The sequence below is a fragment of the Bradyrhizobium sp. IC4060 genome (assembly GCF_020193715.1).
Taxonomy (GTDB): Bacteria; Pseudomonadota; Alphaproteobacteria; order Rhizobiales; family Xanthobacteraceae; genus Bradyrhizobium; species Bradyrhizobium yuanmingense.
The window spans coordinates 1-17,382 of sequence record NZ_JADYVJ010000015.1 but is presented as its reverse complement, the minus strand read 5'-3'; the positions used below and the strand labels follow the sequence as shown (position 1 = coordinate 17,382).

Annotated in this window: 17 protein-coding genes; 9 read left to right on the top strand and 8 right to left on the bottom strand. The window is 65.2% G+C overall.

Annotation, left to right across the window (positions count from 1 at the left end):
* Window positions 1–6 precede the first annotated feature (6 nt).
* The 4 genes from I6F16_RS32220 (at window position 7) to ligD (ending at window position 4,448) form a co-directional block, all read left to right on the top strand.
* Complete coding sequence (locus tag I6F16_RS32220; protein WP_225174291.1) at window positions 7–1,110, top strand: branched-chain amino acid ABC transporter permease; 1,104 nt, start codon at window positions 7–9, stop codon at window positions 1,108–1,110.
* Window positions 1,100–1,831: an ABC transporter ATP-binding protein gene (locus tag I6F16_RS32215; RefSeq protein ID WP_036014683.1), complete on the top strand. Its 732-nt coding sequence runs from the start codon at window positions 1,100–1,102 to the stop codon at window positions 1,829–1,831. The genes I6F16_RS32220 and I6F16_RS32215 overlap by 11 nt, the downstream gene beginning before the upstream one ends.
* Window positions 1,824–2,519 carry an ABC transporter ATP-binding protein gene (locus I6F16_RS32210; protein ID WP_036014686.1) on the top strand — a complete coding sequence of 232 codons (696 nt, stop codon included), beginning with the start codon at window positions 1,824–1,826 and terminating at the stop codon, window positions 2,517–2,519. Before I6F16_RS32215 ends, I6F16_RS32210 begins: the two co-directional genes overlap by 8 nt.
* A 111-nt stretch (window positions 2,520–2,630) precedes the next feature.
* A complete protein-coding gene (gene ligD / locus I6F16_RS32205; RefSeq protein WP_225113635.1) occupies window positions 2,631–4,448 on the top strand; it encodes a DNA ligase D in 1,818 nt (605 codons plus the stop codon).
* Between the two features lie 20 nt (window positions 4,449–4,468).
* Here ligD and I6F16_RS32200 read toward each other — a convergent pair whose 3' ends face one another.
* The 4 genes from I6F16_RS32200 to I6F16_RS32185 form a co-directional block, all read right to left on the bottom strand.
* The gene (locus I6F16_RS32200; protein ID WP_225113634.1) at window positions 4,469–6,001 is read right to left on the bottom strand and encodes a murein L,D-transpeptidase family protein; all 1,533 of its coding nucleotides are present in this window, start codon (window positions 5,999–6,001) and stop codon (window positions 4,469–4,471) included.
* A 491-nt stretch (window positions 6,002–6,492) separates the two neighbouring features.
* Window positions 6,493–7,455, bottom strand: coding sequence for an acetyl-CoA carboxylase carboxyltransferase subunit alpha (locus I6F16_RS32195; protein WP_036042616.1), 963 nt, complete (start codon window positions 7,453–7,455; stop codon window positions 6,493–6,495).
* A 272-nt stretch (window positions 7,456–7,727) separates the two neighbouring features.
* Window positions 7,728–8,684 carry a site-specific tyrosine recombinase XerD gene (gene xerD / locus I6F16_RS32190; RefSeq protein WP_225113633.1) on the bottom strand — a complete coding sequence of 319 codons (957 nt, stop codon included), beginning with the start codon at window positions 8,682–8,684 and terminating at the stop codon, window positions 7,728–7,730.
* Between the two features lie 17 nt (window positions 8,685–8,701).
* Window positions 8,702–8,848, bottom strand: coding sequence for a hypothetical protein (locus I6F16_RS32185; RefSeq protein ID WP_036026218.1), 147 nt, complete (start codon window positions 8,846–8,848; stop codon window positions 8,702–8,704).
* A gap of 174 nt (window positions 8,849–9,022) precedes the next feature.
* Between I6F16_RS32185 and I6F16_RS32180 the strand changes: the two genes are divergently transcribed.
* The 3 genes from I6F16_RS32180 to I6F16_RS32170 all read left to right on the top strand — a co-directional run bounded on the left by I6F16_RS32180 (window position 9,023) and on the right by I6F16_RS32170 (window position 12,208).
* On the top strand, window positions 9,023–9,649 hold the full coding sequence (locus I6F16_RS32180) for a shikimate kinase (RefSeq protein WP_036042618.1): 627 nt from the start codon (window positions 9,023–9,025) through the stop codon (window positions 9,647–9,649).
* Complete coding sequence (gene aroB / locus I6F16_RS32175; RefSeq protein WP_036014703.1) at window positions 9,646–10,788, top strand: 3-dehydroquinate synthase; 1,143 nt, start codon at window positions 9,646–9,648, stop codon at window positions 10,786–10,788. Before I6F16_RS32180 ends, aroB begins: the two co-directional genes overlap by 4 nt.
* Before the next feature lie 67 nt (window positions 10,789–10,855).
* Window positions 10,856–12,208, top strand: a complete 1,353-nt coding sequence (locus I6F16_RS32170) for a hemolysin family protein (RefSeq protein WP_036014704.1) — start codon at window positions 10,856–10,858, stop codon at window positions 12,206–12,208.
* Between the two features lie 200 nt (window positions 12,209–12,408).
* Here I6F16_RS32170 and I6F16_RS32165 read toward each other — a convergent pair whose 3' ends face one another.
* Window positions 12,409–12,678, bottom strand: coding sequence for a BolA family protein (locus tag I6F16_RS32165; RefSeq protein WP_050995968.1), 270 nt, complete (start codon window positions 12,676–12,678; stop codon window positions 12,409–12,411).
* Window positions 12,679–12,805: 127 nt separating this feature from the next.
* Here I6F16_RS32165 and I6F16_RS32160 point away from each other — a divergent pair, with 127 nt between their 5' ends.
* The gene (locus I6F16_RS32160) at window positions 12,806–13,435 is read left to right on the top strand and encodes a DnaJ domain-containing protein (protein ID WP_036014711.1); all 630 of its coding nucleotides are present in this window, start codon (window positions 12,806–12,808) and stop codon (window positions 13,433–13,435) included.
* A gap of 169 nt (window positions 13,436–13,604) precedes the next feature.
* On the opposite strand, the gene I6F16_RS32155 is transcribed toward I6F16_RS32160, so the two are convergent.
* On the bottom strand, window positions 13,605–14,699 hold the full coding sequence (locus tag I6F16_RS32155; protein WP_225174290.1) for a citrate synthase/methylcitrate synthase: 1,095 nt from the start codon (window positions 14,697–14,699) through the stop codon (window positions 13,605–13,607).
* A gap of 76 nt (window positions 14,700–14,775) precedes the next feature.
* Here I6F16_RS32155 and I6F16_RS32150 point away from each other — a divergent pair, with 76 nt between their 5' ends.
* The gene (locus tag I6F16_RS32150) at window positions 14,776–15,996 is read left to right on the top strand and encodes a citrate synthase family protein (RefSeq protein ID WP_225115168.1); all 1,221 of its coding nucleotides are present in this window, start codon (window positions 14,776–14,778) and stop codon (window positions 15,994–15,996) included.
* Between the two features lie 93 nt (window positions 15,997–16,089).
* Here I6F16_RS32150 and ubiG read toward each other — a convergent pair whose 3' ends face one another.
* Complete coding sequence (ubiG, locus tag I6F16_RS32145) at window positions 16,090–16,857, bottom strand: bifunctional 2-polyprenyl-6-hydroxyphenol methylase/3-demethylubiquinol 3-O-methyltransferase UbiG (protein WP_036026212.1); 768 nt, start codon at window positions 16,855–16,857, stop codon at window positions 16,090–16,092.
* Window positions 16,858–16,871: 14 nt separating this feature from the next.
* The gene (locus tag I6F16_RS32140) at window positions 16,872–17,339 is read right to left on the bottom strand and encodes a PH domain-containing protein (protein WP_036014717.1); all 468 of its coding nucleotides are present in this window, start codon (window positions 17,337–17,339) and stop codon (window positions 16,872–16,874) included.
* Window positions 17,340–17,382: the final 43 nt, after the last annotated feature.

Here is a 17,382-nt window from a genome sequence, read left to right as displayed (position 1 = left end):
CTCGGAATGCTGAAGCCGATGAGTGTGGTAAGAGAGGCCATCGTCGCCGGCGTGGACGACGAAATGGACGGTGCGATGGCTGAGGGCGCAGCGGCGGAACGGGCCAATGACCGGGACAAGGCAGGACGAAAAATCCTGCCTGTCATCGAGGGCCTCGTGCTCCTCGCGGCGCTACTCGCGCCGCTGGTGCTGCAGGACTATCTCACGGTCTTCGCGACGCGCGTGATCATCCTCGCGCTGTTTGCGCTGTCCTTCGACCTGGTCTGGGGCTATGCCGGCATCATGAGCTTCGGCCAGGCGCTGTTCTTCGGCTCGGCCGGTTACGGCGTCGCCCTGCTCGCGCGCGACCTCGACATCACCAACATCTTCCTGGTGTTGCCGGCAGGCACGCTGATCGGCCTCACCTTCGCGCTGCTGCTCGGCGGCTTCCTGCTGCTGGGACGGCATCCCTCCAGCGTGATCTTCGTCTCGCTCGGCACGCTGACCGGCTCCTACGCCGCCGATCGGCTCGCGCGCGGCTGGTACTATCTCGGCGGCCAGAACGGCATCCCCTCGATCGCGCCGATGTCGCTTGGGTCATACGACTTCACGGAAGGCCCAGCGTTCTATTATCTCGTGCTCGGCATCCTCGTCGTGGTCTATCTGCTCTGCCGCGTCCTGGTGCGCTCGCAATTCGGCCTTGCGCTCGCAGGCCTGCGCGAGAACGAGCAGCGCATCGCCTTCTTCGGCTACAAGGCGCAGCATCTCAAAGCCATCATCTTCACCATCGGCGGCGCCGTCGCAGGCCTCGCCGGCAGCCTCTATGCCTTCCACGAAGGCTTCGTCTGGCCCAACATGGTGGGCGTCGTGGTTTCGACCCAGGTCGTGCTCTATGTGCTGTTCGGCGGCTCCGGCACGCTGATCGGTGCCGTCGTCGGCGCTGTCATCGTCGAGGGCGTCAGCTTCTGGCTTTCGGACAATTACCGCGAGATCTGGCCGATCATCCTCGGCCTGCTGCTCCTGCTCGTGATCCTGTTCCGGCCGCTCGGCCTGATCAGTTTTGTGCTCGGCGAGCGCGAACGCGTCGGCAGCTTTGGTGCCAAGCAAAAGGAGAGGCGCAATGCTCCTTGAAGCGGCCGGCATCAAGAAGGTCTTCGGCAAGCTCACCGCGCTCGACGGCGCAGCCCTCACGGTCGGCGAGAATGAGTTTCACGGCCTGATCGGCCCGAACGGCTCGGGCAAGAGCACGCTGATGAAGTGCATCGCCGGCGCCGAAGTGCCGACCCAAGGCAAGGTCTCCTTCGTCAACACCGACATCACCGCGTTCACGCCGACCGAACGTGCGCGCGCCGGCATGAGCCTGAAATTCCAGATCACATCCGTGCTGCCGTCGCTCACGCTCTACGACAACATCCTGCTCGCGCTGCAGGCGCAGTCCTCGCTGTTCGACCTCGTGTTCTCGCGCACGCGCGGTGCGTTGCACGACCAGGTCATGTCCATGCTGACGCAGTTCCGTCTCGCCGACCGCGCCTTCGATGCGGCCGCTGCGCTGTCGCACGGCCAGCAGCAATGGCTGGAGATCGCGATGGCGCTCGCCGGCAAGCCGAAGCTCCTATTGCTCGACGAGCCCACCGGCGGCATGAGCCTGGAAGAGCGCCGCGTCACCGGCGAGCTGCTGCAGCCGATCAAAAAACATTGCTCGCTGGTCATCGTCGAGCACGACCTCGATTTCATTCGCGACATCTGCGATCGCCTCACCGTGCTCGACCAGGGCAAGGTGCTGGCAACAGGCACGGTGTCCGAGATCCAGGCCAACACATCCGTCCAGGAGATCTATCTGCGCCGTGCCTGAATTTTTGGACATCAAGCATCTCGATGCCGGCTACGGCCGCAGCCAAGTCCTGTTCGACGTCAGCCTCGGCATTCCCTGGCGCGGCGGTGTTGCCGTGCTCGGCCGCAACGGCGCCGGCAAGACCACGCTGATGAAGACCATCGTCGGCGAGCTGCCGGCATGGAAGGGCGAGGTCGCCTTCGACGGCCGCGACATCAGTCGCCGCGCCACCCAGGAGCGCGTCCGCGCCGGCATCGGCTACGTGCCGCAGGAGCATTCGGTGTTCGCGCGCCTGTCGGTGCGCGACAATCTCGCCGTCGGCTCGCTGGCTAAGAAGGATTCCTCCGCCATCGACCGCGTGCTGGCGATCTTCCCAAAGCTCGGCCAGCGCCTCGACCAGCCTGCCGGCACGCTTTCCGGCGGCGAGCGCAAGATGCTCGCGATCGGCCGCGCCATGCTCGGGGATCCAAAACTGCTGCTGCTGGATGAGCCCACCGAGGGCGTCTGGATCGGCGTCATCGAGGAGATCACCGAGCGCCTGATCGAGCTTGCCAAGAGCATCGCCGTCATCATCGTCGAGCAGCACCTCGACCTCGCTTTGCGAGTCGCCGACTACGCCTATGTGCTCGACCGCGGCCGCGTCGCGCTGCAGGGCGACGCCGGCGAGGTGAAAGGCAGTCCGGAGCTGATGCGGTATCTGGCGCCTTAGCGCGCGGCGCCCCTCGCACTGCGAAATATTCGGGTTGTTCAAGAGCTTCGCGGCATTCCATCGATTTTATTTCAGATCGGAACGAATCTGTCGGGCCGCGTTGAATCCCGCATGTGTGCCGTTGCGTTGCGTCAGTCGGGACTATCGCGCCTAGCCGGCGCGCGGAAGATTCCGATTCCATCATACATCGTGCCATGCGATCCCACGCTACGCGAGAACCCGCCGCAAGGCAGCGGCTGGGTGTTCGAGATAAAAGCCGACGGCTATCGCGCGCAACTTCACCTGCAGGCGGGCGCGGCGACGGTCTATTCGCGCGCCGGATACGATTGGACCGAGCAGTTCTCGTCAATTGCAGCCGGCGCGCGAATGCTCAGAGCCGGGAGTGCGATCATTGATGGCGAGGCCGTTGTCTACGGCAGTAATGGCCGGCCGGACTTCCAGCAGCTGCGGCGCGAGCTCGGCGCCAAGCAGAGCCGCCGCATTCGCTATCACGCGTTCGATCTATTGTATCTTGACGGATACGATTTGCGCGGCGTCGGCTTTGTCGAGCGCAAGCAGCTGCTGCAGCGGCTCCTGAAAGAAGCGCCCGAGACTTTCATCTACGTCGAGCACGTCGAAGCCGACGGCGAGCAAATCCTTCGCCATGCTTGCAGGCTTGGCCTCGAAGGGCTGCTCGCCAAGCGCGCGGACGCACCTTATCGCTCCGGACGGCAGGAAGCCTGGCTCAAGCTGAAATGTAAGAAGAGCGAGACGTTTCCGATCGTCGCATTCGTCGAAAAGCTGGGCGCGTACCCGCGCAAGGTGGCTTCGCTTTACGTCGGGCATCACGAGGATGGGCGCCTGCTTTATGCCGGCAAGGTCCGCACCGGATACACCGAGGCGACCGCGCGTGAATTGCGTGAACGGCTTGACCCACTGATCCGGCGCGATTCTCCGCTCGATCTGCCGGTAAAGAAGCCCAAGGCTACATGGGTTGAGCCCGTGGTGAATGCCGAGGTGGAATATGGCGCCCTGACCGACGATGGCCTGCTGCGTGAAGCCGTATTCAAGGGCCTGCGCGACGATCTTGCGCCGCGGAAGGTCAGGGCGCCCCGGTTGGTGCCTTCATCGGTCAGACGGCCAAAGCTCGGCGTTCCCAAAGAGAATATCCTGCAGCTGCTGCCCGATGCGATCGTGCCCTCCAAGCAAGAGCTCGCGCATTACTGGGCGCGTGTCTGGAAGAAGGCGCTGCTGCATCTAGGACATCGACCGCTCAAGCTGGTGCGGCACGTGCACGGCACGACGTTCTATCACAAGGGGCCGCTGCCGAAGGACATTCCGCAAGCGGTGCACCAGCTACGCATCCGAAAGCGAGAAGGCGGCGAAGGCACGCGGCTTTGGGTGGACAGCCTTGACGGTTTCCTGGGACTCGTCGAGATCGGCGCAGTCGAATTGCATCCCTGGAATTCGACTGTTGAGGATTTCGAGCACGCCGATCGCATCGTGATCGACCTTGATCCCGGCGAGGGCGTCGAATGGGATGCTGTGATCGAGACCGCCCTGGAACTTCGCGCGCTGATGAGCCGTGAGGGGTTTGCGACTTGGCCCAAGTTGACCGGTGGTCAGGGCATTCATCTGACGGCGCCGCTTGAGGTGGCAATGCTGCACGATCAGGCGCATCGCGTGGCGCGCAGTCTCGTGGCCGATTTCGCATTGCGTCGGCCGGACCGCTACGTTCTCGCGGCCCAGGCCAGGCGCAGCGGCCGCATTTTTCTCGACTATTTGCGCAACGGCCGCGGTACCACCGCGATCGGCACCTTCTCGCCGCGGGCACGCGAGAACTTTCCCATTGCTGCACAGGTGACATGGAAGCGGATCGAAAGCGGCATAGTGCCCGACGCGTTCACGATTCACAGTCCCTACCGTGCGGTGCGGAGGAAAGAGCGATAATTGCGCGCTCGGGCGCTAGCCTACTTCACCGCCGAGAAGCGGCTGTCGAACGAGTTCGACTGCACCACCGGCGCGGCGCCTGATATCATCGGGGTATTGTCACCCGCGCCGTCGCTCACCGACGGCTTCAGCGCCGGACGCGATGCGGCGAGTCGGGTGTCGGGCTTCGGCGGCTCGGCCGGCTTGGCGGCGACGGCGGCCGGCTTCGGCGCATCCTTTGCATCCTTGGACTTGTCATGGGACTTGTCTTGCCCCGGCACGAAGCGGGTCACGGCGGCCTTGAGTCGCGAGGCGGCCGTGGCCGGCGTCGTGGACGTCTGGGCGGCCGGGGCCACGGACGCCGTGGCCTGCGGCGCGGGCGTTGCGGTCGCGGTGGTATCGGCGGTGCCGAATCCCATCTTGCGGCCGAGGTTGGAGAAGAAGCCGCTGCCTTCAGACTTTCCGGCGGGCGCAGCCGAAGCGACGCGGGTGCTCGCGGCAGGCGCGCTAACGGCAACCACCGGCTCTTCCTTCGGCGCCGGCGCGCTTGCCACAGCGTCGAGGTTCGGCTTGGGCGGGTTGACGTGGCCGGGGATCGTGCCCGGCGCCTTCGCCATGGCCAGCATCTGCAGCGTGGTGCCTTCGGCACTCTCGGACAGGCCGGTCGAGCCTTCCGGAATTTTGGCGGCGAACACCTTGTGCATGCCGCCGTCAATGCCGGTGTTCATCCGCGCCACCGGCGTGCCCTTGGCGACGAGCCTTGCATATTCCGTCTCGTCCTTGGCCTGCTTCTCGCGGACCGCGCTGGCGATCTCTTCGGGGATCACATAGGCCGGACATCTGGCGGAGGCGTCGAACACCAGATCGCGCTTGGCGTCCGCCGGCTTGGCGGCGTCGAACACGTATCTCTTCTCGCAGAAATCGACCTTCGGCTCCTGCCGCGTCACCTCGAAATGATCATAGCCTTCCTTGATCATCTTCCAGAACGGCATGTTCGGATTGTTCCGGTGCCTGGCCATGTTCACCGGCGTCATCTTGAACGGATAGGCCTGCAGCTGGAACGCCTTCTGGCCGCCGAAGAAGGACTCGCGGCCGAGCGAATAAATCTCCGCGATCTGCTCGTCCGTCATCGCGTAGCAGCCGCGCGACGAACAATCGCCATGCACCATCAGCTGCGAGCCGGTGCGGCCCAGCGCCTTGTCGAACGCGTTCGGGTAGCCGGTGTTGAACGAGAGGTAATAGGACGATTGCGGATTCATCTGGCTCGGATTGATCGAGTAGAATCCCTCCGGCGCCTGGCGGTCGCCTTCGCGCACCTTGGGGCCGAGATCGCCCGACCAGCGGCAGATCGGATAGGTCTTGAGCAGCGCGAACTGGCCCGAGCGGGTCTGCTTCCAGACCTCGAGCTCGGCCTCCTGCTTGAACAGGCGGACCAGGATCGGCGATTGCAGGTCCATGTCCTTCTCGGCCATCGCGGCGATCAGCTTCGGCGGCACCGGCTGATTGGCCTTGGCGTTGGTCGCAAGCGAGACCTGATCGGTGTTGCAGCCGGCGAGCAGACCGCCGGCCGTCATCAGCGCAACCGAAACCAAGAGCGCGCGAGCAAGCGAACGAGAAATCAAGATGGACCCCACACCGTGCCGGGCATTGAAGCGCGAACCCCAATTCTTCCGAAGCGCAATCCGACCGGTAAACCGACCCGCCGAGACGGGCCCGGTCAGACCCCGCTCCAGCGCTTATGCCCTGAAGCCATTGATTAAAATTCTAACCTCTGGGTCATGTGGTCGCAACCCGAGCGGGGATCACGAGGGCGTTGGCCCAGTGGCATGGTCAACGAAGACTAAATGGACGCGACTTGGGACGGAACTTGGGCTTTCGGGCCGAGGGGACTCAGATCGCCGATTTGGGCAAAAAAAGGGTTAAGGCGGGGTTACCGGGGGCTGCTCGAAAGGCCTGGTAGGGGTGGGCAAAGGCGCGAAGCGCCGTGCCCACGAGCCGTTCGTACAGCCGGGATTGGTGGGCACGCTTCGCTTTGCCCACCCTACGAGAGCGGAATCGAGGCGAATCAGCCCAGTTTGCGGCCGATATCGAGGAATTTCTGCCGCCGCTGCTTGCGGATGGCATCCCCATCAAAGTTCCGGAGCTCGTCGAACGCCTTGGCGATGGCCTCGCCCGTGGTGGCGATCATGGCGGCGGGGTCGCGGTGGGCGCCGCCGACCGGCTCCTTCAGGATGGCGTCGATCACGCCGAAGCGGAGCATATCCTGGGCGGTGATCTTCATGTTGTTGGCGGCTTCCTGCGCCTTGGTGCCGTCGCGCCAGAGAATGGAGGACGCCGCCTCCGGCGAGATCACGCTGTAGATCGCGTGCTCGAGCATCAAGACCTTGTTGGCGGTGGTGATGGCGATGGCGCCGCCCGACATGCCCTCGCCGGTGATGATCGCGACGTTGGGCACGGTCAGCGCCAGGCACGCATCGGTCGAGCGCGCGATGGCTTCCGCCTGGCCGCGCTCCTCGGCGCCGATGCCGGGATAGGCGCCGGCCGAATCGGCGAGCGACAGCACCGGCAGGCCGAACCGCTCGGCCATCTCCATCAGCCGCACGCATTTGCGATACCCTTCCGGCCGCGCCATGCCGAAATTGTGCCGGATGCGGCTCTCGGTGGAATCGCCCTTTTCCTGGCCCATCACGCAGATCGGCTCACCGCGGAAGCGGCCGAAGCCGGCGACCAGCGCCTCGTCCTCGCCGAACTTGCGGTCGCCGGCGAGCGGGGTGAATTCGGTGATCAGGCCCTTGATGAAGTCGTTGAAATGCGGCCGCTGCGGATGCCGCGCCACAAGCGTCTTCTGCCACGGCGTCAGGTTCGCATAGAGGTCGGCCAGCGCCTGCGCCGCCTTGTCCTCGATCCGCCCGACCTCGTCGCTGATGTCGGTGCCGGTGGCGGCGAGCGCACGCAATTCGTCGACCTTGGAGTCGAGCTCGGCGACGGGCTTTTCGAAGTCGAGATAGCTGCGCATCTGGTCTTGCATCAACTCAATATAGGGGGACGGGGCGCGAGAAGCGAAGCACGTTGGGGCGGCGGAAAGAAGTTTAGCTTCTTCAATGGCTTGGCTTGTGTGCTCGTGACAGTCGGCCAAATCAGTCGAAAGGCCCCGGCTCTTTCTGCGGAGATGTGGCCGAAGTCAAGGCGGTTTCACCCTTTACCCGTAGCCCGGATGGAGCGAAGCGCAATCCGGGAAGGTCTGGCGGCGAGGAGGCGGCCCCGGATTACGCGTCGCTCCATCCGGGCTACCAGCAGCAACTACTTCTCCGCCAGCGGGTGCAGGTCGCGCACCAAGCTCTTCAGCCGCTCCTCGACCACATGGGTATAGATCTGGGTGGTCGAGATGTCGGTGTGACCGAGCAGGGTCTGCACGATGCGCAGGTCCGCGCCGTTGTGCAGCAGATGGCTGGCAAAGGCGTGGCGCAGCACGTGCGGGGAGACCAGGCGGGCCTGCAAGCCGGACGCAACCGCGAGCTCCTTGAGGTCGCGGGCAAAATGCTGGCGCGTCAGATGTCCGCTCTCGCCGAACGAGGGGAACAGCCATTTCGACGCGGCCACGCTGTTCTTCCTGTCGGCCTTTGCCGCTTCCGTGGCGGCGAGATAGTCCGCCATCGCCTGCCGCGAGGCGTCGTTGAGCGGTACCAGCCGTTCCTTGTTGCCCTTGCCGCGCACCACGATCATGCGGGCGTCGCGCTTGGCCGCCGAGCGCGGCAGCGCCACCAGCTCGGAGACGCGCAGGCCCGTGGCGTAGAGCACCTCGAGCAGGCAATAGAGCCGCAAGGCACGCAGCCGTTTCGACGGCGAGGCATCTTCCGCCTCGCTCAATTCCCTGGCGCGGCGGAGCATGCGGTCGACGTCGGCGATCGACAACACTTTCGGCAGGCCGCGGCCGCGCTTCGGACCTGACAGGATCGCGGCGGGATCGTCACCGCGGATGCGCTCGTTCAGCAGGAAACGGTAGAGGTGCCGCATCGCGGACAGCCGGCGGGCCACACTGGTGGATTTGAAGCCGCGGGTGTCGAGATCGACGAGATAGTCGCGCAGCGTCTGGGTCTCGGCATCCACGAATGTATGGCCGACGCGGCCCAGAAATTCCGAGAAATCGCTGAGGTCGCGGCGGTAGGCATCGAGCGTGTTGGGGCCGGCGCCCTGTTCCGCGGCGAGCATGTCGAGGAACAGGCCGATGAGCCTGGTGTCTGAGGGTTTGGCGGGCATGCCCGGGAGGCTAGCTCCTATTTCTTGAGAAACTTGTCCGGCGGGATCGTCACCGTCATTTCCCGCGGCTTCGGGTTGACGAAGTTCGCCAGCGCGAAGACCACGCCATAGACGATGCCGCCGATCACGGCGACGACCGTCAGGAAGCGGAACAGGCTCGGCATCGTTCTGGGGTCTCGGGTCGGGGCGCGGCAGCCAAATTAACCAATGAAATCATCCAACATGTTCGCCGTTTCGTGGCAAGAGTCCTCTGGCGAGGGCCCCCATGGGGTCGTATAGGTGGCCAAAGCCATGCCGCATCTGGCGGCAGTTCGAGCGAGATCCAGCCGAGCGAGACGATGTCCGACGCCGCGTTGCCGCTTCCTGCTTCGCCCGAGGCCGACATCCTGTCGGCGCTCGGGGCGCGCTCGATCGTGCTCGTCGGCATGATGGGGGTGGGCAAATCCACCATCGGCCGCCGCCTCGCGGCCCGGCTCAGGCTGCCCTTCATCGATGCCGACACCGAAATCGAGGTGGCCCATGCCGGCATGACCATCCCGGAGATCTTTGCGGCCCATGGCGAGCCCTATTTCCGCGACGGCGAGGCCCGTGTGATCGCGCGGCTGCTCGAGGGCGGGCCGATCGTGCTGGCGACCGGTGGCGGCGCTTTCATGCGCGAGGAGACGCGCGCACGCATCGCGGCGAAGGCCATCTCGATCTGGCTGAGGGCGGACCATGACGTCATCATGCGCCGCGTGCGGCGCCGTGCCGACCGTCCGCTGCTTCAGACCGCCGATCCCGAAGGAACCGTGACGCGCCTTCTCGCCCAGCGCGAGCCGATCTATGCCAATGCCGACCTCACCATCGCCTCGCGCGACGTGCCGCACGACAGAATCGTCGAGGAATGCATCGAGGCGCTGCACGCCCGTCTCTGCGGCGGAGAGCCAGCCCAACCGCCTGCCGACATTGCGAGTGCGTCAAGATGACTGCGCCGTTGAAACATTCCGATCCCATCAAGGTCGACGTCGCACTCGGTGACCGCGCCTATGACATCGTCATCGGCCGCGGCGTGCTGGCCTCGCTCGGCGAGCGTGTCGCCGCTCTGCGTCCCGGCGTGCGCACGGCCATCGTGACCGACCGCACCGTCGCGAAATACTGGCTCGAGCCCACTGAGGCGTCGCTCGCAGCCAGCGGTATTCCGACCTCGCGCATCGTCGTCGAGGAAGGCGAGATCTCGAAAACCTATGCCGGGCTCGAAAAGGTCAGCGAGGCCCTGATCGCAGCGAAGATCGAGCGCAACGATCTCGTCATCGCGCTCGGCGGCGGCGTGGTCGGCGATCTCGCCGGCTTTGCCGCGGCGATCCTGCGCCGCGGCGTCGATTTCGTGCAGGTGCCGACCTCGCTTCTCGCGCAGGTCGATTCCAGCGTCGGCGGCAAGACCGGCATCAACTCGCCGCAGGGCAAGAATCTGCTCGGGGCCTTCCACCAGCCGGTGCTCGTCATCGCCGACACCGCCGTGCTCGACACGCTGTCGCCGCGCCAGTTCCGGGCCGGCTATGCCGAGGTCGCCAAATACGGCGTGCTGGGCGACGAGGCCTTCTTCAGCTGGCTGGAGAAGAACCATGCCGACATCTCGAGGGGCGGATCGGCCCGCGAGCATGCGATCGCGACCTCCTGCCGGGCCAAGGCCGCAATCGTCGCGCGCGACGAGCGCGAGACCGGCGAGCGCGCGCTGCTCAATCTCGGCCACACCTTCGGCCACGCGCTGGAGGCTGTGACCGGCTTCTCCGACCGCCTGTTCCACGGCGAGGGCGTCGCCATCGGCATGACGCTGGCAGCGCAGTTCTCCGCGAAGCTCGGCATGATCGGCGAGCGTGAGGCGGCGCGCATCGAGCGCCACCTGATCGAGGCAGGCCTGCCGACGCGCCTGCAGGACATCGCCGGCTTTGCGCAGGAAGGGCTCGCCGATGCCGACGCGCTGATGGCGCTGATGGCGCAGGACAAGAAGGTCAAGCGCGGCAAGCTCACCTTCATCCTACTGGAGGCCGTGGGCCGCGCGGTGATCGCAAAGGACGTCGAGCCGGCGCCGGTGCGCGACTTCCTGAAAGAGAAGCTCGCGCAGTGATAACGGGACCGTTCAGATCGGCCGCCCGCGAAACGGCGGGGAACGCCAGGGCGGTCGCGAGGCAAACATGAGTTCGATCTCGATCAATCTGCTGCTTGCGGCCCTCCTGCTCGCCGCCAACGCGTTTTACGTGGCGGCGGAATTTGCGCTGGTGAAGAGCCGCGGCTTCCGCGTCAAGGCCATGGTCGAGCAGAACCGCTTCGGCGCGCGCCTGCTGCAGACGATGATGGGGAACATCGAATCCTATCTCGCCTGCTGCCAGCTCGGCATCACCATGGCCTCGCTCGGTCTCGGCTGGATCGGTGAGCCGACGGTGTCTGCGCTGCTGAGCCCCGTCCTCAGCCCGCTCGGAATGTCGGAGGCCACGCTGCACTTCACCTCGTTCGTGGCGGGTTTTCTGGTCTTCTCTTCGCTGCACATCGTCATCGGCGAGCAGGTGCCGAAGACGCTTGCGATCAGGGAGCCGATGCCAGTGTCGCAGTGGATTGCCTATCCGCTGCATTTTTCCTACCTCCTGTTCTACCCGCTGAGCTGGTGCCTCAACACGGCGTCGAGCGCGATCCTCCGTCTGATGGGGGTGCAGGAGTTCTCGCAACACGAAATCCTGACGGATTCGGAGATCGAGGGCCTGGTCGAGGAATCGGCCGTGCACGGCAAGATCGAGAGCGGCGAGGCCGAGTACATTCACAACGTCTTCCGTCTCGGCGAGCTGACCGTGTCTGACGTGATGGTCCACCGCACGGCCATGGTGATGATCAACGCCGACCTGCCGCCGGAGGAGCTGGTGCGGGAGGTGCTGGCCACCGAATACACCCGCATTCCGCTGTGGCGGGACAAGTCGGAGAACATCATCGGCATTCTGCACGCCAAGGATCTGTTGCGCGCGATCCGCGCATCGGAGGGCGACACGTCGCGCATCGACGTCACCACCATCATGCTGCCGCCCTGGTTCGTGCCGGAGATGCGGCCGATATCCCAGCAGCTCAAGGCGTTCCGCCGCCGCAAGACCCATTTCGCACTCGTCGTCGACGAGTATGGTGAGGTCGAAGGCCTCGTGACGCTGGAAGACATTCTGGAGGAGATCGTCGGCGACATCTCCGACGAGCATGACGTGGTGGTCGCCGGCGTGCGCCGTCAGCCGGACGGCTCCGTCGTGGTCGACGGGTCGGTGCCGATCCGCGACCTCAACCGCGCCATGGACTGGCATCTGCCCGATGAAGAGGCAACCACGGTCGCCGGTCTCGTCATTCACGAGGCGCGCTCGATCCCCGACCGCGGCCAGAGCTTCACCTTCCACGGTTTCCGCTTCCGCGTCCTCCGCCGCGAGCGCAACCGCATCACCGCGCTCCGTATTTCACCGGTGACGCGCGAGGCCGAGCTCGAAGAGGCAAAGCCGAGACGGGCCGGGACGTCGTTCTAATTTTTCCCTTACCCTCCCCTGGAGGGGTCCGGGACGAGCGTAGCTCGCCCATGGGTCGCTACACATGAAGAGCAGCGCAATGCGTAGCGGGGTGGGGTGACGGTCTTCCCACATCCAACAGTACCCGAGTGGAGAGATCACCCCACCCCGCTCGCGCTGCGCGCGATCGACCCTCCCCCTCCAGGGCAGGGTCAGAGAATTCAACCTTCCCCCGGCGCCTGCGCATTGATCGCCAGCGCGTGCACGCTGCCGGCGAGTTCCGCGGCGAGCGCTGAATTTATCATGCGATGACGGTCGATCCGGCTCTTCCCTTTGAAGGCGGCAGACACGATATACACACGGAAGTGCGTCTCGCCGCCTGCTCGGTGGCCGGCGTGGCCCTCATGCAAATGTGACTCGTCGACGACTTGCAGGCTTTCCGGCGTGAAAGCTTCCTGCAACTTGTTGCTGATAGTGTCTTTCATAGCCATGTGTGCCATTAAGGTGCGCGCTCGCATCCCGTCAATACCCGGACGTCCAAGCTCGTCGCGACCGGGTGCTCAGCGAATTGCAATGTCAAGACTTGAAGGTTTTTGCATTGCGTAGTCAAAGTCAGCCATGCCGATCGATTCATCAAAATTCTTCGACTCCATCCGCGTGAAGCCGCGGGGCAAGCAGCCGGAAGTGAAGCCGCGCGACACCGCGGTCAATTGCGAATGGGCGGGCTGCGCCAACAAGGGCTCGCACCGGGCGCCGAAGGGCCGCGAGAACCAGCGCGAGTACTGGCACTTCTGCCTCGACCACGTGCGCGAGTACAACCAGAACTACAATTTCTTTTCCGGCATGAATGCCGAAGCCGTCGCGCGCTATCAGAAGGATGCGCTGACCGGTCACCGTCCGACCTGGAAGATGGGCGCCAATGGCGGCAAGAAGGGCGCGGAAGAGATCGACATGGCGGCCGATCCTTTCAGCATGTTCAGCGAGATCAACGGCCGCGCCAGCTGGCGCAAGGGCCCCGAAGCGGAGCCCAAGGCCGAGACGCGCAAAGTGATGAACGCCGAGCGCAAGGCGCTTCAAGTCATGGGCCTCGGCCCCAGCGCGACGCTTGCCGACGTCAAGACCAAGTACAAGGCGCTGGTGAAGCAGCACCACCCCGACGCCAATGGCGGCGACCGCTCGACCGAGGACCGCCTGATCGAGATCATCAAGGCGTATAATTATCTGAAGACGGTCGTGCGCGAGGCGTAGGGGCCCGCGGTCTTCTCCGCTGTTTTCCGCGCTCTTGCGGCGACGACAGTGTCGTAGGGTGGGCAAAGCAAAGCGTGCCCACCTTTTTTTCGATCGAGAGAGATGGTGGGCACGGCGCAAGTGCGCCTTTGGCCACCCTACGATTCCGGTCTCGCGGAGGCATCCGCTCTCAAACTTCCGGCATCGCCCCGACATATGACGAGCTCGGCCTGATCAACCGCCCCGTCCGCTGCTGCTCGCGGGCATGCGCGGTCCAGCCCGCGCTGCGCGCGATCGCGAAGATCGGCGTGAACGCCTGCCGCGGAATCGCCAGCGCATCGAGGAAGATCGCGGTGAAGAACTCGACGTTCGTCTCCAGCGGCCGCTCCGGATTCTTCTTGCGCAAGGCGCTGCGGATATAAGCCTCGACCTCGCCGGCAAACGGCAAATCGGTGCCATTGGACGCAAGCGCCTCGACCGCGGTCTTGAGCACGTCGGCGCGCGGATCGCGGACGCGATAGACGCGGTGACCGAAACCCATCATGCGCTCGCCGCGCGCCAGCGCCGCGTCGACCCAGGACTGAATGCGCTCGCGCGAGCCGATCGCGTCCAGCATTTCCAGCACCGGCTCCGGCGCGCCGCCATGCAGCGGACCGGTCAGCGCGCAATAGCCGGCGGTGACGGCCGCGAACAGGTCGGCCTGCGTCGAGGCCACCACGCGCGCGGCGAAGGTCGATGCGTTCATGCCGTGGTCGCTGGCGGTGACGAGATAGGCGTCGAGCGCCGTGACCTCGCGCGTTGCAGGCGAACGGCCGTGCAACATGCGCAGCGTGTCGGCGGCATGGCTCACGGTGGGATCGGGCGCGACCGGCTCGAGCCCCTTGGCGCGCCGGACCAGCGCGCCCGCGATCACCGGAAACGCGCCGACGATCGTCGCCTCGTGCTCCAGCCCGTGCTCGGCGCGAAGTCCGGCGACGGCGGCACGAAACCCGTCGATGATGCCCATGCCGCGCGTCGCCGGCAACAGGTCCGGCAGCCGCGCGAAGGCGCGCTCGCGCGCCACGCCCAGGTTTGAGCGCACATTGGCTTCGGTGAGGGTGGTCTTGCTGGCGCCATTCCAGAGCCGGGCGGTAACGCCTTCGAAGCTCGAGATGGCGGCGAGCCGCCCGACGTGCTCCCCGGCGATGATGAGCTCGCCGCGCTCGCCGTCGACATGGCTCAGCACGGTCTCGGCCGCGGGAACGCCGTCCAGCCCGATCTGGCTTTTGGTGAGGTGGATGTTCATGACCCAAATCTCCTGTTCACGGAGAACAAGGTCAGGCCTCTCGACACATTGATCAATCTTGATTACATAAATCAATATGAAAAATTCTGATGGGCTGTACCTCTCCGCTCGGGAAGCCGCCGCCGAGCTCGCGATCTCTCCGGCCACCCTCTACGCCTATGTCAGCCGCGGCCTGATCCGCTCCGAGCCGACGCCGGACTCGCGAAAGAACCGCTATCGCGCCGAGGACGTTCGGGCGCTGAAGGAGCGCCGTGTGCCGTCGCCGGAGCCACGCGGCCTGCGCAGCTTCGATGCCGATCTGCCGGTGATGGACACGGAGATCTCGACCATCACCGAGGAGGGCGCCATCTATCGCGGCGTCAATTGCGTCGATCTTTCCGAGAGTGACACGCTGGAGCACGCCGCGACGCTGCTGTGGGATGTCGCCGACGTCGATCCGTTTGCCCCCGACAATCAACCGGAACTCTCCGAGGAAATGCGCGTGATCGCGAAGGCCGCGCGCCGGGCCGCACCGATCGACCGCGCCATCGCCGTGCTCGCACTGGCCGCCAGCGTCGATCCCCGCGCCTTCACCCGGGCACCCGATGGCCGCGCTATGGTCGGCGCGCGCATCGTCCGCCTGCTGGTTGCGACCATGCTCAATGCGGACGCCTCGGCCGGGCCGCTGCATCAGCAGGTCGCGCGCGCCTGGGCGGCGGACAACAAGCACGCGCCCGACCTGATCCGCCGCGCGCTGGTACTGCTCGCCGATCACGAGCTGAACGCGTCGACCTTCACCGCGCGCTGCGCTGCCTCGACCGGCCTCAACCTTTATGACTCCGTCATCGCCGGGCTCGCCGCGTTGAAAGGGCCGAAGCATGGCGGCGCCGGCGTCCTGGCCTCACAGCTCGTCAAGACGCTGGTCGACCGCGACGTCGAGCCTGTCGTGCGCGAGCGTGTCGCCCTCGGTGAACGCTTTGCCGGCTTTGGCCACGGCGTCTACAAGCACGGCGACCCCCGCGCGCAGTCGCTGCTGAACGCGCTGTCGCGCTCCGGCGCGCCGCGCAAATTCACCAGGGAAGTGCCAGAGCGGATCGCGGAAGCCACCGGCGAGTTCGTCAATATCGACTACGCGCTCGCCGTGCTGGTCCACGCACTGCGTCTGCCCGCCGGCAGCGAGCTGGCACTGTTCGCGATGGCCCGTAGCGTCGGCTGGATCGCGCATGCCAGCGAGCAATTGCAGTTCGGCAAGCTGATCAGACCGAGGGCAAGATATGTGGGGCCTGCGCCGGGACGCAGGGCGGGGGCTGCCGGTTAGAACCTCCGGGAGTGCGGCAATCTCCGCTGTCGTCGCTGCGAACGCAGGAGGACAGCGTTCCTGGAATGACGGCTCGCACTCACCCTGGGCAGTTCACACCATCGCTTCCGCGACCACCATATAGTTCACGTCCATATCCGACGACAGAGACCATTTGTCGGCGAAGGGCGAGTAGACGACGCCGGTCTGCTCGGTGATGACAAGACGGTTGTCGAGCAGGTATTTCGTCAGTTCGTCGGGCGTGACGAACTTGTTCCACTCATGCGTGCCGCGCGGTAGCCAGCGCAGGACGTATTCGGCACCGACGATGGCGAGGGCAAAGCTCTTCCAGTTGCGGTTCAGCGTCGAGACCACCATCAGGCCGTTTGGCTTCAGCATCGCGGCGCAGCGCTTCAGGAACATGCCGACGTCGGTGACGTGCTCGACCACCTCCATCGCCAGCACGATGTCGAAGCGCTCGCGCGGGTCGATCTCCTCCACCGTGGTGCAGCGATAGTCGATCGCCAGATGGCTCTTGTCGGCGTGCAGCTTCGCCGCCGCGATGTTGCTCGCGGAGGGATCGATGCCGATGACCTGCGCTCCGAGGCGCGACAGCGGCTCGCAGAGCAGGCCGGCGCCGCAGCCGATGTCGAGCACGCGCAAGGACCCAAGACAATTGAGGCTGCGCACGTTGCGCTCGAACTTGCGGCAGGCGGCGTCGCGGATATAGCCGAGCCGCAACGGGTTGATCCGGTGCAGCGGCGCCATCTTGCCCTTGGGATCCCACCATTCCGCCGAGAGTTTCGAGAATTTCGCGATCTCGGCGGCGTCGACGCTCGAGCCGAGCTGGGCGGAAAGAGAAGTATTTTGCTGCATGCTCATGGTTGGGCGCGGTCCTACCGCGTGGTGATCGAACTACGGAAGGCGAGCGGCGAGGCGATGGTCTTGATCGTCTCGATACCCTCGCCGACGCCGCGAATCGTCACGTCGCCGTAGTTGAGAATACGTCCAAGAATGGTCTGGTCGACATCGACGCTCTCGACCTTGTCCAGCGCCATCTCGAAGGTTCGGCGCTTGATGAAGCCGGTCTTGTGCACGACCCTGAGGTTGGTGACGTCGGTCTCGGTGGTGAAACGATGGAACCAGCCCTTCACGGTCCAATACAGGGCCGCCAGAGCCGCGAGACCCGCGGCCCCGAGGCAAAGCAGAACGAGCCAGTCGACGGTCGCCTGCCGCGACAGGATGAGCAGGGCCAGCGCCGCGATCCAGGCCACGATGGCCGGAAAGTAGAAGATCCAGTGCGCATTGGTCGAATACAGCACGCGCTCGCCGGGCTGCAGGATCTCGTCGATGTAACGCGCCATGATCTAGCTTAACCCACTACCCCACCCTGCCCCCGCAGGAACC

Bases quoted from the DNA above. Each gene is read 5' to 3' on its own strand.
- I6F16_RS32220 (WP_225174291.1), top strand. From the start codon at position 7: ATGCTGAAGCCGATGAGTGTGGTAAGAGAGGCCATCGTCGCCGGCGTG.
- I6F16_RS32215 (WP_036014683.1), top strand. From the start codon at position 1,100: ATGCTCCTTGAAGCGGCCGGCATCAAGAAGGTCTTCGGCAAGCTCACC.
- ligD (WP_225113635.1), top strand. From the start codon at position 2,631: ATGTGTGCCGTTGCGTTGCGTCAGTCGGGACTATCGCGCCTAGCCGGC.
- I6F16_RS32200 (WP_225113634.1), bottom strand. From the start codon at position 6,001: ATGACGGCCGGCGGTCTGCTCGCCGGCTGCAACACCGATCAGGTCTCG.
- I6F16_RS32195 (WP_036042616.1), bottom strand. From the start codon at position 7,455: ATGCAAGACCAGATGCGCAGCTATCTCGACTTCGAAAAGCCCGTCGCC.
- xerD (WP_225113633.1), bottom strand. From the start codon at position 8,684: ATGCCCGCCAAACCCTCAGACACCAGGCTCATCGGCCTGTTCCTCGAC.
- I6F16_RS32185 (WP_036026218.1), bottom strand. From the start codon at position 8,848: ATGCCGAGCCTGTTCCGCTTCCTGACGGTCGTCGCCGTGATCGGCGGC.
- I6F16_RS32180 (WP_036042618.1), top strand. From the start codon at position 9,023: ATGTCCGACGCCGCGTTGCCGCTTCCTGCTTCGCCCGAGGCCGACATC.
- aroB (WP_036014703.1), top strand. From the start codon at position 9,646: ATGACTGCGCCGTTGAAACATTCCGATCCCATCAAGGTCGACGTCGCA.
- I6F16_RS32170 (WP_036014704.1), top strand. From the start codon at position 10,856: ATGAGTTCGATCTCGATCAATCTGCTGCTTGCGGCCCTCCTGCTCGCC.
- I6F16_RS32165 (WP_050995968.1), bottom strand. From the start codon at position 12,678: ATGGCTATGAAAGACACTATCAGCAACAAGTTGCAGGAAGCTTTCACG.
- I6F16_RS32160 (WP_036014711.1), top strand. From the start codon at position 12,806: ATGCCGATCGATTCATCAAAATTCTTCGACTCCATCCGCGTGAAGCCG.
- I6F16_RS32155 (WP_225174290.1), bottom strand. From the start codon at position 14,699: ATGAACATCCACCTCACCAAAAGCCAGATCGGGCTGGACGGCGTTCCC.
- I6F16_RS32150 (WP_225115168.1), top strand. From the start codon at position 14,776: ATGAAAAATTCTGATGGGCTGTACCTCTCCGCTCGGGAAGCCGCCGCC.
- ubiG (WP_036026212.1), bottom strand. From the start codon at position 16,857: ATGAGCATGCAGCAAAATACTTCTCTTTCCGCCCAGCTCGGCTCGAGC.
- I6F16_RS32140 (WP_036014717.1), bottom strand. From the start codon at position 17,339: ATGGCGCGTTACATCGACGAGATCCTGCAGCCCGGCGAGCGCGTGCTG.